This is a genomic window from Arthrobacter sp. AIWTK1 (assembly GCF_056680535.1).
The window spans coordinates 1-15527 of record NZ_CM155287.1; the positions used below are offsets into that span (position 1 = coordinate 1).

General features: G+C 63.8%; 12 protein-coding genes and 2 tRNA genes. 12 read left to right on the plus strand and 2 right to left on the minus strand.

Annotated features, from left to right (window positions below):
- The 12 genes from dnaA to AC1MDG_RS00060 all read left to right on the plus strand — a co-directional run bounded on the left by dnaA (nt 1) and on the right by AC1MDG_RS00060 (nt 13373).
- Nucleotides 1–1422 carry a chromosomal replication initiator protein DnaA gene (dnaA, locus tag AC1MDG_RS00005; protein ID WP_479806744.1) on the plus strand — a complete coding sequence of 474 codons (1422 nt, stop codon included), beginning with the start codon at nt 1–3 and terminating at the stop codon, nt 1420–1422.
- A 536-nt stretch (nt 1423–1958) separates the two neighbouring features.
- Complete coding sequence (dnaN, locus tag AC1MDG_RS00010) at nt 1959–3083, plus strand: DNA polymerase III subunit beta (protein WP_011689873.1); 1125 nt, start codon at nt 1959–1961, stop codon at nt 3081–3083.
- A 70-nt stretch (nt 3084–3153) separates the two neighbouring features.
- The gene (gene gnd / locus AC1MDG_RS00015) at nt 3154–4038 is read left to right on the plus strand and encodes a phosphogluconate dehydrogenase (NAD(+)-dependent, decarboxylating) (RefSeq protein WP_043479798.1); all 885 of its coding nucleotides are present in this window, start codon (nt 3154–3156) and stop codon (nt 4036–4038) included.
- Nucleotides 4039–4074: 36 nt separating this feature from the next.
- A complete protein-coding gene (gene recF, locus AC1MDG_RS00020; protein ID WP_479806745.1) occupies nt 4075–5280 on the plus strand; it encodes a DNA replication/repair protein RecF in 1206 nt (401 codons plus the stop codon).
- Nucleotides 5277–5834 carry a DciA family protein gene (locus tag AC1MDG_RS00025; RefSeq protein ID WP_479806746.1) on the plus strand — a complete coding sequence of 186 codons (558 nt, stop codon included), beginning with the start codon at nt 5277–5279 and terminating at the stop codon, nt 5832–5834. The genes recF and AC1MDG_RS00025 overlap by 4 nt, the downstream gene beginning before the upstream one ends.
- A 414-nt stretch (nt 5835–6248) precedes the next feature.
- The gene (gene gyrB, locus AC1MDG_RS00030; RefSeq protein ID WP_043479804.1) at nt 6249–8339 is read left to right on the plus strand and encodes a DNA topoisomerase (ATP-hydrolyzing) subunit B; all 2091 of its coding nucleotides are present in this window, start codon (nt 6249–6251) and stop codon (nt 8337–8339) included.
- Between the two features lie 65 nt (nt 8340–8404).
- Complete coding sequence (gene gyrA / locus AC1MDG_RS00035; protein ID WP_479806747.1) at nt 8405–11113, plus strand: DNA gyrase subunit A; 2709 nt, start codon at nt 8405–8407, stop codon at nt 11111–11113.
- A complete protein-coding gene (locus AC1MDG_RS00040; RefSeq protein ID WP_479806748.1) occupies nt 11110–11757 on the plus strand; it encodes a DUF3566 domain-containing protein in 648 nt (215 codons plus the stop codon). The genes gyrA and AC1MDG_RS00040 overlap by 4 nt, the downstream gene beginning before the upstream one ends.
- A gap of 98 nt (nt 11758–11855) precedes the next feature.
- Nucleotides 11856–11929 (plus strand) — tRNA-Ile (locus AC1MDG_RS00045).
- 23 nt (nt 11930–11952) lie between these two features.
- Nucleotides 11953–12105, plus strand: coding sequence for a DLW-39 family protein (locus AC1MDG_RS00050; RefSeq protein ID WP_479806749.1), 153 nt, complete (start codon nt 11953–11955; stop codon nt 12103–12105).
- Between the two features lie 72 nt (nt 12106–12177).
- Nucleotides 12178–12253 (plus strand) — tRNA-Ala (locus tag AC1MDG_RS00055).
- Nucleotides 12254–12458: 205 nt separating this feature from the next.
- Nucleotides 12459–13373, plus strand: a complete 915-nt coding sequence (locus AC1MDG_RS00060; protein WP_479806750.1) for a DMT family transporter — start codon at nt 12459–12461, stop codon at nt 13371–13373.
- Nucleotides 13374–13420: 47 nt separating this feature from the next.
- Here the strand turns inward: AC1MDG_RS00060 and AC1MDG_RS00065 are convergent, their stop codons facing one another.
- Nucleotides 13421–14296: a glycosyltransferase family 2 protein gene (locus AC1MDG_RS00065; RefSeq protein WP_479806751.1), complete on the minus strand. Its 876-nt coding sequence runs from the start codon at nt 14294–14296 to the stop codon at nt 13421–13423.
- A 133-nt stretch (nt 14297–14429) separates the two neighbouring features.
- Complete coding sequence (locus tag AC1MDG_RS00070) at nt 14430–15377, minus strand: hypothetical protein (protein WP_479806752.1); 948 nt, start codon at nt 15375–15377, stop codon at nt 14430–14432.
- Nucleotides 15378–15527: the final 150 nt, after the last annotated feature.

Below are 15527 nucleotides of genomic sequence, written 5' to 3' on the forward strand. Positions count from 1 at the left end.
ATGACAGTAGACGAAGCCAACCACGCGAATACTGTCGGAAGTTCCTGGCGGCGGGTTGTGAGTCTTCTGGAGCAGGACCACCGGGTTTCACCCCGGCAGCGCGGCTTCGTAATCCTCGCCCAGGCGCAGGGCCTGATCGGCTCAACCCTCCTGGTGGCAGTGCCCAACGAACTCACCCGCGAAGTGCTCCAGACCCAGGTCAAGGACGCCCTCGACGACGCCCTGCACAACGTCTTCTCCGACGACATTCGCTGCGCCATCGATGTGGACACGGATCTGGTTCCCCTCCACACGGAGCCCGAACCCGCCGTCGAACTTTCCCTCGCTACAGATCCCACCGTGGAACAGAAGCCGCAGCCCATGCTGCCGAGTACCTCCCACGAATTCGGCCGGCTCAACCCGAAGTATGTCTTCGACACGTTTGTGATCGGTTCGTCGAACCGGTTCGCACACGCAGCGGCCGTCGCCGTTGCCGAGGCACCGGCCAAGGCCTACAACCCGCTGTTCATCTACGGTGATTCCGGTCTGGGAAAGACCCACCTGCTGCACGCAATCGGGCACTACGCCCGCCGCCTCTACAGCGGCATCCGGGTCCGCTACGTGAACTCCGAAGAATTCACCAACGACTTCATCAACTCCATCCGGGACGATGAGGGCACTAGCTTCAAGACCACGTACCGCAACGTGGACGTCCTGCTGATCGACGACATCCAGTTCCTGGCCGGCAAGGACCGCACGCTGGAGGAGTTCTTCCACACGTTCAACGCGCTCCACAACAACAACAAGCAGGTGGTCATCACCTCCGACCAGCCGCCCAAGCTGCTCGCAGGATTCGAGGACCGGATGAAGTCCCGCTTCGAGTGGGGCCTGCTGACCGACATCCAGCCGCCGGAACTGGAAACACGCATCGCGATCCTCCGCAAGAAGGCCCTCAGCGAAGGCCTGTCCGCACCGGACGACGCCCTGGAGTACATCGCATCCAAGATCTCCAGCAACATCCGCGAACTCGAAGGCGCACTCATCCGTGTCACCGCGTTCGCCAGCCTGAACCGGCAGCCGGTGGACGTTGCCCTCGCCGAAATGGTCCTCAAGGACCTCATCACGGACGACGGCGCCCAGGAGATCACTTCGGCGCAGATCCTGACACAGACCGCAGACTACTTCAAGCTCAGCATGGAGGAACTCTGCAGCAAGTCCCGGACCCGCACCCTGGTGACGGCGCGGCAGATCGCCATGTACCTGTGCCGCGAGCTGACCGACATGTCGCTCCCCAAGATCGGGCAGGAGCTCGGCGGCCGCGACCACACCACGGTGATCCACGCAGACCGCAAAATCCGTGAACTGATGGCCGAGCGTCGTGTGATCTACAACCAGGTGACGGAGCTGACCAACCGCATCAAGCAGCAGCAGCGGGACTCCTAAGCCGGGCTTCCGCCCCGCCTCCTTACCTTATTAACAGGCACATGTGGATAAGCCTGTGGATAGTTAAGGGGACAACCGCGGTTAATGGGCTTAAAACCCTTAAGGCATCTGTGGATCAGCGAAACGGCCGAAAAAGTTGTCCCCATCCACACCCTGTTTAAAACCTGCTTCGCCCACAACTGATGAACAGGGCTTAACCGCGGAACCGCACCGCGAAACAGGGTTATCCACAGTTTCCACAGCAGTTATTAACACTACTAATCCCAAAAAATTGAAATTCCCTCAAACAACAATCTCGTTCCCCGCCGCACACAGCCTCGTGGCCTCGGACCCGAAGGGCCAGCGGGCCGGGCGGGGATGGGGAAATCCTCAATCTTCCGGCTAAGCTGTCAGCAGCGCTCCCATCCTTGGGTCTGTTTGTGGTTCAGCAAGCGCGGACCATGCAGGTTCCGGTGTCCGGGGCAAGGTTTTTTTGAACTCCCTGTGGGAGTTCCCGTTGAGAAAATGGCAGCAGCAATGAAAGGCGGCACCCTTCCGTGAAGTTCAGAGTCGAACGGGACGTCCTGGCAGAAGCCGTTACATGGACCGCCCGGTCGTTGTCTCCGCGGCCGCCGGTTCCGGTGCTCTCCGGACTCCTCCTCAAGGCCGAAGCCGGCACCGTCAGCCTCTCGAGCTTCGACTACGAAACGTCGGCCCGCCTTGAGATCCCGGCCGACATCAGTGTTGAGGGCACCATCCTGGTTTCCGGCCGACTCCTCGCGGACATCTGCCGCAGCCTCCCATCTGCTCCTGTCGACGTTGAGACCGACGGCAACAAAGTCACACTCACCTGCCGCCGCAGCAGCTTCCACCTGGCCACCATGCCTGAGGCCGAATACCCCCCGCTGCCTGCGCTGCCCACCATCAGCGGAACCGTCCCGGGCGATTCCTTCGCCCAGGCGGTCTCCCAGGTGATCATCGCTGCCAGCAAGGACGACACGCTGCCGATCCTCACCGGCGTTCGGATGGAAATCGAGGACGACCTCATCACCCTGCTGGCCACGGACCGCTATCGCTTGGCCATGCGCGAAGTGCCCTGGAAGCCCGTCACCCCCGGGATTTCCACCAGTGCCCTGGTGAAGGCCAAAACCCTCAACGAAGTTGCGAAAACGCTGGGCAACAGCGGCGACATCAACCTTGCCCTGGCCGACGACGACAGCCGGCTCATCGGCTTCGAAAGCGGCGGCCGCACCACAACGTCCCTGCTGGTGGACGGCGACTACCCGAAGATCCGCTCGCTGTTCCCGGACGCCACCCCGATCCACGCCACCGTGCAGACCCAGGAACTGGTCGAAGCGGTCCGGCGTGTATCCCTGGTTGCCGAGCGCAATACCCCGGTCCGGCTGGCATTCACCGACGGCCAGCTTCACCTCGACGCCGGCACAGGCGAGGACGCCCAGGCTTCGGAAGAGCTCGAAGCCCAGCTGACAGGTGATGAAATCACGGTTGCGTTCAACCCGCATTACCTCATCGAGGGCCTGAGCGTCATCGAAACCAAGTTCGTCCGGTTCTCCTTCACCACGGCACCCAAGCCGGCCATGATCACGGCACAGGTCGATGCCGACGGTGAAGACCAGGACGACTACCGGTACCTGGTCATGCCGGTGCGCCTGCCCAACTAGGCAGCCACCCTCCCGGTCGGGTTCACCACCTCAGCCCCTCACCTCACCAGCGCAGAAAAGAGTTCCTACCGTGCACATCGGACTGATCGGCCTTGGCAAAATGGGTTTCAACATGCGCGAAAGGCTGCGCAAGGGAGGCGTCGAAGTTACCGGCTTCGACCGCAACCCCGACGTCACCGACGTGGCCACGGTGGACGAACTCATCGCAGCTGTTCCGGCTCCGCGTGTCATCTGGGTCATGGTGCCGGCCGGCGAGATCACCGATGCCGTAATCACCGAGCTGGGTTCCAAGCTCGACGCCGGCGACCTGGTGATTGACGGCGGCAACTCCCGCTTCACGGAAGACCAGAAACACGGCGCCGCGCTGGCTGAAAAGGGCATTCGCTTCGCGGACTGCGGCGTATCCGGCGGTGTGTGGGGCCTGCAGAACGGTTACGGACTGATGGCCGGCGGAGATGCAGCCGACATCGAGCGGGCAATGCCGGCTTTTGACGCACTCCGCCCCGAAGGCGACCGGGCGGACAGCTTTGTCCACGTGGGCGGTATCGGCGCGGGCCACTACGCCAAGATGGTGCACAACGGCATCGAGTACGGGCTCATGCAGGCATATGCAGAGGGCTACGAACTGCTGGCGGCAAAGGACATTGTCACCGACCTGCCGGGAACCTTCCGCGCCTGGCAGAAGGGAACGGTTGTGCGTTCCTGGCTGCTGGACCTTATGGTCAAAGCCCTGGACGAGGACCCGGGCCTGGCCTCCATCGACGACTACGTCGAGGATTCCGGTGAAGGCCGCTGGACTGTTGAAGAGGCAATCGCGAATGCGGTTCCGGCGCCGGCCATTACAGCGGCGTTGTTTGCGCGGTTCTCGTCCCGCGAGGACAACTCTCCGGCCATGAAGATGGTGTCCGCGCTGCGCCATCAGTTTGGCGGGCATGCCACCCGTCCGGCCAAGTAGCGGCAATCCGAGCAGTCCGGGAATCCTGAAGACGGCGTGTACCTAGAAAAGCTTTCGCTGACCGATTTTCGCAGTTATGCCCAGGTGGACCTCACCCTCGAACCCGGGGTGACGGTCCTCGTGGGGTACAACGGCATTGGCAAAACCAACCTCATGGAAGCCATCGGGTACCTGGCCACGCTCAGCTCGCACCGCGTCAGTTCGGATGCTCCGCTGCTGCGTTTCGGCACCGAGCGCGCGCTGATCAGGGCCAAGCTGGTCCGCGGCGAGCAGTCCACCGTGCTGGAGCTGGAAATCAACGGAAGCCGCGCCAACCGCGGGCGTATCAACCGCAGCAACCCCGTCCGGGCCCGCGACATCCTCGGCATCTGCCAGACGGTGCTTTTTGCGCCTGAAGACCTTGCCCTGGTGAAGGGGGACCCGTCCAACCGCCGCCGTTTCCTCGACGAGTTGCTGGTCAGCCTCACACCGCGCCATTCAGCCACGCGGACTGATTACGACCGCGTCCTCAAGCAGCGGAACGCCCTCCTGAAATCCGGCCGGACCGGGAAGTTCACTGCCGGGCACGAGGCCACCCTCGATGTCTGGGACCAGCACATGGCCAGGGCCGGTGCGGAGCTGCTGCATGCCCGGCTGGAACTTGTGGAACGGATCAGGCCGCACCTTGCGAAGGCGTATGCCCAACTCACCGACGGGTCCAAGGCGGCGGATGCGATCTACCGGTCCACGCTCCAGGGCATGATGGACGACGACGGCGCCGGCGCGGGCTACGCGGCGGAACCCGCCGCCGTCGAACGCGTTGAGGACCTCCGGTTACTGTCCGTCGATGAACTTACCCAGTGCTATGTGCAGGCGTTTGCTGCGTCTCGCCGCAAGGAACTGGAACGGGGCATTTCCCTCGTGGGTCCGCACCGCGACGACGTCGAACTCATCCTCGGCGAGGCGCCGGCGAAGGGATATGCCTCCCACGGCGAAACGTGGTCCATGTGCCTTTCCCTGCGGCTCGCGTCCTACTACGTGATGCTCGACGACGCCCGCACCGGCGGCTCCGCCCCGATCCTCATCCTGGACGATGTGTTCGCCGAACTGGACGTCCAGCGGCGGCGTAAACTGGCGGCAATAGTATCCGGTGCCGAACAGGTGCTGGTGACTGCCGCCGTCGACGCCGATATTCCGGACGAGTTGGCCGGGCGGCGGGTGAAGGTGGTCCCCGGAGGAATCGATGAGTCGGAATCCCGATGAATAAAGATACTGGCGGCCTGCAGCCGGGCCGCGACCCCGACGACATCGACGCTGCCCAGGCGGCGCTCAACCGGATGCGCGAGGCGGCCGCCGCCCGCGGCGAAATCCGCCGCAAGGCTCCGCTTCCCGGCGGCGCAGCCAAGAAGCCGGGGCGCAGCGGCGCCGGAACCCGGGGTTTCACCCAGTTCCACGGCACGGGCCGGGACCCGCTGGGCCTGGGGAAAGTGGTGGGGCGGCTGGTGGCCGAACGGGGCTGGACGTCACCGGTTGCGGTCGGTTCCGTCATGGCGGAGTGGGGAACCCTGGTGGGTCCGGAAATTTCGGCGCACTGCACCCCGGAGAGCTTCACCGACACCACGCTCCATGTGCGCTGCGATTCCACGGCGTGGGCCACCCAGCTGCGCCTGCTCAGCTTCAGCCTCCTGGAGAAGTTCCGGACCGAACTGGGCGAGGGCGTAGTCACCAAGATCCAGGTCCTCGGACCGGCGGCCCCGAGTTGGCGGAAGGGCGGGCGGACAGTCAACGGCCGCGGCCCGCGGGACACGTACGGATAACGCCGCGGATCCTGACAGCCGGTGCGATCCCGGCCGCCGCCGGGCCGGACTCTTGAAAAATGGCCAAACGGCGTGTAGGGCGCTCTAACGCCCCTTGGCCGTATAGGAACCCAGAGACCGGACCCCTGGAGCCTTGCAGGCGGGGCCAATGGCCTGCCAGCAGCATATTCCCGCGCGTTTACGGGCCTGGAATGCGGGATTACGCTCTCCAGCACGGTAGAATCGTGGTAGATAACTGGGCGCCGGTGAAACGTTGACTGAGTCCGTTTTCCGGCGCTTTTCCTGCAGCCGGGGCACGGTTCCGCCAGCCAACGAAGTAAGCGGCGTTATCAGTGACGTGCCTGTTGGCAGGAGCCTCTTCTATCGGAGACGGTGACGGCCGGCCATACGAATACAGAGGAGTCGAAAGCGCCTGTGGCTAACGACAATGCAGATATCCCGGCAGTGGAACCCGCAGCTGAGGATGCCCGTACACCCGATGCGCCGGCGGAGGCAGCCGAACGCAAGGGATACGGTGCGAGCGACATCACCGTCCTTGAAGGACTTGAAGCTGTTCGGAAACGTCCCGGCATGTACATCGGTTCCACCGGACCCCGCGGACTCCACCACCTTGTGTACGAAGTGGTGGACAACTCCGTAGATGAAGCCCTCGCCGGGTATTGCACCCACATTGAGGTTGTTCTGCAGGCGGACGGCGGCGTCAAAGTAGTTGACGATGGCCGCGGCATCCCGGTGGACATGCACCCCACCGAGCACAAGCCCACCGTTGAGGTTGTCATGACTATCCTGCACGCCGGTGGAAAGTTCGGCGGTGGCGGGTATGCCGTCTCCGGCGGCCTCCACGGCGTGGGCATTTCCGTAGTCAACGCGCTTTCCAGCCGCGTGGACACCGAAGTGCGGCGCCAGGGCCACGTCTGGCGGATGTCCTTCGCCGACGGCGGCAAGCCCCAGGGCAGCCTGGTCAAGGGTGAAGAGACGGACCAGACGGGCACAACGCAAACGTTCTACCCTGATGCCAGCATTTTCGAGAGCACGGAATTCGACTTCGAGACGCTGCGCGCCCGCTTCCAGCAGATGGCGTTCCTCAACAAGGGCCTGCGCATCACGCTGACCGATGAGCGCAGTGTTCCGCAGGAATCGCCCGAGGACGGCGACCTGGACCTGGACGCCGTTCCCACCGAAGGTGAAGTCGCCGCCGAATACCGGACCGTGGTGTACCAGTACGACGACGGCCTGCTGGACTACGTGAAGCACTTGAACTCCGGCAAAAAGGTTGACGTGGTCCACGAGGACGTCATCGCCTTCGAAACCGAGGACAAGGACCGGAAGATCGCCCTGGAAATGGCGATGCAGTGGACCAACGCGTACTCCGAGAGCGTCCACACCTACGCCAACACCATCAATACGCACGAGGGCGGCACCCACGAAGAGGGCTTCCGCGCCGCCATGACGTCGCTCATCAACCGCTACGCGCGCGAGAAGAACATCATCAAGGAAAAAGACGACAACCTCACGGGTGATGACATCCGTGAAGGCCTCACCGCCGTCATTTCCGTGAAGCTGGCCGAGCCGCAGTTCGAAGGCCAGACCAAGACCAAACTGGGCAACTCTGAGGTTAAGGGCTTCGTCCAGCGCGTAGTCACCGATGGTCTGGGCGACTGGCTGGAGCGCAATCCCGGCCCGGCCCGCGACGTTATCCGCAAAGCGATTTCCGCAGCGCAGGCCCGCATGGCGGCCCGCAAGGCCCGCGATAACGCACGCCGCAAGAGCCCGCTGGAGTCCTTCGGCATGCCGGGCAAGCTGTCAGACTGCTCCTCCAAGGACCCGGAAAAGTGCGAGGTCTACATCGTGGAGGGTGACTCCGCCGGTGGTTCGGCCAAGCGGGGCCGCAATCCGGAAACGCAGGCCATCCTGCCGCTGCGCGGCAAGATCCTGAACGTTGAGCGGGCGCGGCTGGACAAGGCCCTGGGCAACAACGAGGTCCAGTCTATGATCACCGCGTTCGGTACGGGCATCGGCGAGGACTTCGACCTCGCAAAGCTGCGCTACCACAAGATCGTGCTCATGGCCGATGCCGACGTGGACGGCCAGCACATCACCACGCTGCTGATGACCCTGCTGTTCCGCTACATGCGCCCGCTGATTGAAAACGGCTATGTATACCTGGCCCAGCCGCCGCTGTACCGGATCAAATGGTCCAACGCTCCGCACGATTACGTCTACAGCGACCGCGAACGCGACGCGCGTCTTGTGGCCGGCCAGGCCGCGGGACGCCGCATTCCGAAGGACAACGGCATCCAGCGGTACAAAGGCCTTGGCGAGATGGACTACACGGAACTGTGGGACACCACCATGGATCCGGACCACCGGACACTGTTGCAGGTCACCATGGACGACGCCCTTGCGGCAGACCAGATCTTCACCGTGCTGATGGGCGAGGACGTTGAATCACGCCGAAACTTCATTCAGCAAAACGCCAAGGATGTCAGGTTCCTGGATATCTAACGAGCCTCTATACGGCTCCTAAGTATTCCTGAATCGACATATACCTGAAACGGAAAATATAGACTATGAGTGACGAAACACCCGAGGTTCCCGCGGATTCCGCCGGTTCCGTCGAGCCCGTTCTGGAGAGCGACGTGCTGGTCGACCGCGTGGAACAGGTGGACCTGCAGACGGAAATGCAGCGCTCCTACCTCGACTACGCCATGGCCGTCATTGTCGGCCGCGCTTTGCCGGACGTCCGCGACGGCCTCAAGCCCGTCCACCGCCGGGTTCTCTACGCCATGTTCGACGGCGGCTACCGCCCGGACCGCTCCTTCAACAAGTGCGCCCGTGTGGTGGGCGAGGTCATGGGCCAGTACCACCCGCACGGCGATACGGCCATCTACGATGCCCTGGTGCGCCTGATCCAGGATTGGACCATGCGGTACCCGCTGGCCCTGGGGCAGGGTAACTTCGGTTCGCCCGGCAACGACGGCGCAGCAGCACCGCGGTACACCGAAACGAAAATGGCCCCTCTTGCCATGGAAATGGTCCGCGACATCGACGAGGAAACCGTCGATTTCCAGGACAACTATGACGGCAAGAACCAGGAACCCACCATCCTGCCGGCGCGTTTCCCGAACCTGCTGGTCAACGGTTCCTCGGGCATCGCCGTCGGCATGGCCACCAACATTCCGCCGCACAACCTCCGCGAGGTTGCCGACGGTGTCCAGTGGTACCTGGCCAATCCGACCGCCAGCCGCGAAGAGCTGCTGGAAGAACTGTTGCTGCGCATTAAGGGCCCGGACTTCCCGACCGGCGCCACCATCCTGGGCCACAAGGGCATCGAAGACGCCTACCGGACCGGACGCGGCTCCATCACCATGCGTGCCGTGGTGAACGTCGAAGAGCTCCAGGGCCGCACCTGCCTTGTGGTCACCGAACTGCCGTACCAGGCAAACCCGGACAACCTGGCCATCAAGATCGCCGAACTGGTCAAGGACGGGAAGATCTCCGGCATCGCCGACCTTCGGGATGAGACCTCCGGCCGCACCGGCCAGCGCCTGGTCATCGTGCTCAAGCGCGACGCCGTGGCGAAGGTGGTGCTGAACAACCTCTACAAGCACACCCAGCTGCAGGACAACTTCGCGGCCAACATGCTGGCGATTGTTGACGGTGTTCCGCGGACGCTCAGCCTGGATGCCTTCATCCGCCACTGGGTGACCCACCAGATGGACGTCATCGCACGACGGACCCGGTACCGCCTGCGCAAGGCTGAAGAAGAGGCGCACATCCTGCGCGCCCTCCTCAAGGCACTGGACATGCTGGACGAGGTCATTGCCCTCATCCGCGCGTCCAACACCACCGAGGCTGCCCGCGACGGCCTGATGCAGCTGCTGGACATCGACGAACTGCAGGCCCGCGCCATCCTGGACATGCAGCTGCGGCGCCTTGCAGCCCTGGAACGCCAGAAGATCCAGGACCGCCACGCTGAACTCGAGGCCCTGATCGCGGAGTACAACTCGATCCTTGCCTCGGAGGAGCGCCAGCGCGAGATCATCAGCACCGAGCTGTCGGAAATTGTCGCAAAGCACGGGGATGACCGCCGCACGAAGATCCTGATGGGCTTCGACGGTGACATGTCTATGGAGGACCTCATTCCCGAAGAGGAAATGGTGGTCACCATCACGCGTGGCGGCTATGTGAAGCGCACGCGCAGCGACAACTACCGCTCACAGCAGCGGGGCGGCAAGGGCATCAAGGGTGCCCAGCTGCGCGGGGATGACGTGGTGGAGCACTTCTTTGTGACCACCACCCACCACTGGCTGCTGTTCTTCACCAACCTGGGACGCGTCTACCGTGCCAAGGCCTACGAACTCGTGGAAGCGGGACGCGATGCGAAGGGCCAGCACGTCGCCAACCTGCTGGCCTTCCAGCCGGACGAGCACATTGCCCAGGTGCTGGACCTCCGCGACTACCAGCACGCCCCGTACCTGGTGCTGGCCACCAAGCGCGGCCTGGTCAAGAAGACCCGTCTGGAGGACTACGACACCAACCGCTCGGCCGGCGTCATCGCCATCAACCTGCGCGACGGCGACGAACTGGTTTCCGCCCAGCTTGTCTCGGAAACCGATGACCTGATGCTGGTCTCACGGATGGGCCAGTCCATCCGCTTCACGGCTACCGACGATGCGCTGCGCCCCATGGGGCGTGCCACCTCGGGCGTGACCGGCATGAAGTTCCGCGAGGACGATGAACTGCTGGCGGCCGACGTCGTCAAGGACGGTTCCTTCGTCTTCATCGTCACCGAGGGCGGCTACGCCAAGCGGACCGCGGTGGAAGAATACCGCCTCCAGGGCCGCGGCGGCCTGGGCATCAAGGTTGGTAAATACCAGGAAGAGCGGGGCCATCTCGTAGGCGCCCTCATTGTCCAGGAAGAGGATGAAGTCCTGGTGGTCATGGAAGGCGGGAAGGTGGTCCGGTCCTCGGTGGCCGGGGTGCCCGCCAAGGGCCGCGACACCATGGGAGTCATCTTCGCCAAGCCGGACAAGAACGACCGGATCATCGAGGTGGCCCGGAACAGTGAACGCGGCCTTGAGGCTGAGGATGCCGAAGCCGTCGACCCGGAAAACCCGGCTGAAAGCCCGGCTGCGGCCGGGGATGACGTAACGTTGGCTGAAGGTGCCGGGTCCCATGAAGGGTCCGCAGAGGCAGATTCAGCACCGGCCGTGGAATCCGACGAGTCATCGGACGACGCTGAGCTGGACGAAGAAAATACCGGAGGTAACGAGTGAGTAATTCCGACTCATATCCCAAGCCGAACAGCAACACTCCCGGCGGGATCAGGCAGCCGGCGTCCGCTCCGCGCGTGAACGCCCCCGTACGTCCCCAGCAGCGGCCGTCGACGCCGGGTGCCCCGGCCCAGCGTCCGGTGGTTCCCGGCCAGCGTCCGGTGCAGGGCCAGCGCCCCGGCCAGGCGCCCCAGGGCCAGCGTCCCGGGGTTCCCGCCCAGCGGCCCGGCCAAGGCAGTGCCCAGGGTGCCCCCGGCCTGGTTAAGCCGGCTCCCAAGGCGAAGGTACGCCGTGCCCGGCTCCTCGTCAGCAAGGTGGACCCCTGGTCCGTGCTGAAGATGGCATTCCTGCTGTCCGTTGCCCTCGGCATCGTCACAGTCGTAGCGGCAATCGTTCTTTGGACCGTCCTGGACCTGACTGGCATCTTCGACCAGGTGGACAGCCTGCTCGGAACCCTGGCCGGTTCCGAAGGCGGCGGGTTCGAACTGAAGAAGGTCGCGTCGCTGGGCCAGGTGGCCTCGTTCGCGGTCATCATCGCCGTGGTGAACGTTGTACTGCTGACTGCCCTGTCGATGCTTTCGGCGGTGCTGTACAACATTTCCGCCACCCTTGTCGGGGGTATCGGCGTGACCCTCACGGACGACTAGTCCGCGGAATTTCGCCGGAATTCCACCCGCGAAATGCCTCGATTTGAGATCGGGCCGGGATGTGCTGTAAAGTCATGTCTCGGCCCGATGAGGCATCGGGGCGTATAGCTCAGGCGGTTAGAGCGCTTCGCTGATAACGAAGAGGTCCCAGGTTCAAGTCCTGGTACGCCCACGGAACCTGCACAGGTTTCGGAAATGGTTCGGATGAAACCGAACCGGAACGGGGTGCATGTGAAGAAGTTGCTGGTTGTTGCAGTGGCTATCGCAGGCGCCTTGCTCGTCAAGAAGGTGCAGGAATCCGAAGCCCGGAAAACGGTCTGGAGCTACTCGACTGACACAGTCGAGTAGCGCAGGTCCCCGGTCTGGAAGCTGGTCAGAAGGCTTCCGGAACTAGGGTATGATTGACGGGTTGCTTCTTATGGGGGCATGGCGCAATTGGTAGCGCACCTGCTTTGCAAGCAGGGGGTTCGGGGTTCGAGTCCCCGTGCCTCCACCATAAGGAAGGCCCCGGAATGCGGAAACGCAGTCCGGGGCCTTTTGCTTTGCCTTCAGTCCTTGCGCTCCTTTTTGATGATGGTGAGACCGGGAGTTAACGACTGGCAGCGCGGTTTTGCACGGTCAAGGACGCCCGAATTGCGCCGCGTTGCCCGCCCGCGGAAGGGGTGCGCCGGGACCACAGAGGCACCACTACTGTTGGAACGGTGAACTTCTTTATAGCCGCTTTGGGTGTGCTCGGCGTGGCTTCCTCGGGTCCCCTCATTGCGGCCACTCTTGGCGCCACGACGGTCAGCGCACTGGCTATCGCGTTCTGGCGTAATGCCATCGGAGCCGCCGTCATGGCCACTCCGGTTCTGGTGGCCAATCCCCGGCAGTTCAGCAAAATCACACCCCGCGAGTTCCGCTGGTCCGTGCTGGCTGCCGTAGCACTGGCGCTGCACTTCGCCTGCTTCATCACCTCGCTCCAGCTCACCTCCGTTGCTGCCGCCACGGCGCTGGTCTGCCTTCAGTCCGGCTGGATCGCCATCTTCCAGCTCTTCCGGGGCGTGCGGCACCGCTGGCAGGTCCTGGCGGGTCTGGGGATGGCGTTCGGAGGCGTTGTCGCCATCACGGGGTTCGACATGGGCACCTCGCCCGATGCCTTGCTCGGAGATGTGCTGGCGGTGGCAGGAGGCGCCCTGGCGGGCCTCTACACGCTGGCAGGGGGCAAGGCACGCGAAACCATGGGAACGGGGACCTACACGACGCTCTGCTACGGCATGTGCGCGGCCCTGGTGGCCTTGCTTGCGCTCGTCGCCGGACAGCCGCTGCTGGGCTTCGACGCCGCCGGCTGGGTGGGGATCGTGGCCATTACCGTCTGCGCCCAACTGGTGGGGCACACGGCCTTCAACCATTTGCTGGCCACCATGAGCCCGCTGCTCGTATCGATGATCATCCTGCTGGAGATTCCCGGGGCCGCGCTGCTGGCCGCCGTGTTCCTGGCTGAGACCTTGCCGGGAGGCACCTACGCCGGGCTGGCGCTCATTCTGGTGGGTCTCGCCGTCGTGGTGGCCGGCCAGCGGCGCAAAAGGCCCCCACGGCCCGGCGGGAACCTTCTGGCGGAGTTGGGAACGGACTGAAGCCGGCCGGCCCCGGTTCCGACGCCGGGCTGTCAGCGGGCTTGGAGCTACTGGCCGCCGCGGCGCACGGGCTGTGCAGAGTTCACGGTGTGAATGGCGCGCAGGAGCTTAGCCGGGAAGTACACGGAGAAGAACACCACCATGGGTGCCTTGAGGGCCATCTTCTTGACGTTGTGGGCCTTGTACGTCCGGTCGAACCTGGTCACGTAGTACCTGTAATCGCGCGGCGAGTCTTCGAGGCGGCGGGCTGACATGCCGGAGACCATCTGGGGCCAGTACTGCACGCGCAGGTCATGGTCGGCCAAGTGCAGGGACAGGTCGATGTCCTCGTGCATCTCGTCTTTTTCATCCCGGCACGTTTCGTCCCGGATGGTTTCCCAGGCTGAGCGGCGAAGCGCCATATTGGAGCCGAAGAGGAAGTGGTACTGATGCTTGGCCAGCTTGAGCATCAGCTGGCGCATTTTGTCGTCAGCTTTGAGGCCGAAGCGGCGCATCGGCATGTCGTAGTAGACCACCGGTCCGGTGGCAGCCTGGACAGCCGGGTCGAGGAAGGCTTTCTGGACCTGTTCCACCCAGTCAGGTTCCACCACGGAGTCCGCGTCGATCCGGCCCAGCACCTCGCCGGTGGCGTGGTTGAGGCCGAAATTCCGGGTGGGGATGAGCCCCTGGTCCCGGTCCTGGCTCAGCAGGATGATGGGACTTTCAGGGTATTCCTGTTGCATCTGGCGCACTATGTCTGCCGTGCGGTCCTTGGACATGTTGTCCACAACAATGATCTCTGCTGCCGGCACCGATTGGTAGATGGCCGCAATAAGGCATTGCCTGATAACGCTGGCCTCGTTGTATGCCGGGATGACGATGGATACGCCCGGCATAAGCGCAGCGTCGTGCGAGGCATCCTCGGCGGATCTATCGGGTGACATCACCACAAATTTAGCACCCTTGTGTGCTGCGGACCGGGACGGCGGGTGAAGGTCGGAGAAACAGCCGAGGAGCCCCGCACTCAAATGTGCGGGACTCCTCCGGTGTGTGGTGCCGTCCCGTGACGGCGGAGTTCTAGTTTTCGGTTGCCTTGGTGGAACCGTTGTTCATGCTCGACGCAATGTTCTTCACGGCAGTTTTGGCATCCGTGGCAACCTTGGCGGCCTCGTCCTTGGCATCTTCGGCGGCGTCCGCAGCCTTCGCCGCGGCGTCGTCGGACGCGTCGGCAGCAGCGTCCGCTGCATCAACGGCCTTTTCGCCGGCGGTTGCCGTTGCGTCCTTGTCCGTGGCAGCAACGTCATTGACGGTCGTGGCCGGAACGGGTGCGGGGGTTACCGGGGCGGGGGTCTTCCAGGGGTCCTCAACCGGCTTGGAGGCCTTCCATGCTGCCACTCCGGCGGCGACGGCCGCGGCGATGACGCCGAAAATCAGCAGCCCGCGGTGCTTCGGCTTCTGCGGCTTGGCAACTTCGCCGGTGACAACCCGGGTGGCCTCCGCGGCTGCAGCCTTGAGCTGGTGGCCTGCGGCCTGGGCCTGATCCTGGATGGAATGCACAACGCCGGAGTCCGCAAGCCTCTGGGCGACGGCGTCCACGTGGGCCGGTGCGCTTTCGAGGGTACGGTGGACTGCCTCAGAGGCGTGGCCGATCTGGTCCGAGAGCCGGGGCAGGTACTCCACCACCACACGGTCACGGGCCTGGGAGATGACCGGGGTGGCCTTGTCCAGTGCTTCGTGTAAGCGCGGGGTGGCGCTGTCCACAGCGTCATGGATCTTGGGCGCGAGGTGCGCGAGCCCGTCCTGGATGCGCGGCGTCACGGTGGCAACGCCGTCGGCCAGGTTGTGGGCTGCCGATTTGAGCCCCTCCTGGATCTTCGGGGATGCTGTGTCAATGCCGTGCTGCAGGCGGGGAACCGCCCAGTCCACGGCTGCTTCTACGCGGGGGGCTGCCCAATCCTTGGCGTTCTCTACCGCGCTGCTGACTGACTGCTCCAGGTCACGGGCAATACGATCCGATTTCTTCACAACTACCTCCCGATTAATGTGACGGTTCTGTTGTTAGCCTACGTGGATTGGCCCCCACCGGCTATTCTTCAAAGCCATTTCGGGCCGATTTCACCTAGCGCGGAACTGGCCGGCAGGCCTGATGCCGCATTAGCACGACGTGGAACAATG

Excerpts from the sequence above, each read along its gene's own strand:
- gyrA (WP_479806747.1), top strand. The coding sequence starts at position 8,405 with ATGAGTGACGAAACACCCGAGGTTCCCGCGGATTCCGCCGGTTCCGTC.
- dnaA (WP_479806744.1), top strand. The coding sequence starts at position 1 with ATGACAGTAGACGAAGCCAACCACGCGAATACTGTCGGAAGTTCCTGG.
- AC1MDG_RS00025 (WP_479806746.1), top strand. The coding sequence starts at position 5,277 with ATGAATAAAGATACTGGCGGCCTGCAGCCGGGCCGCGACCCCGACGAC.
- AC1MDG_RS00050 (WP_479806749.1), top strand. The coding sequence starts at position 11,953 with ATGGTTCGGATGAAACCGAACCGGAACGGGGTGCATGTGAAGAAGTTG.
- AC1MDG_RS00065 (WP_479806751.1), bottom strand. The coding sequence starts at position 14,296 with ATGTCACCCGATAGATCCGCCGAGGATGCCTCGCACGACGCTGCGCTT.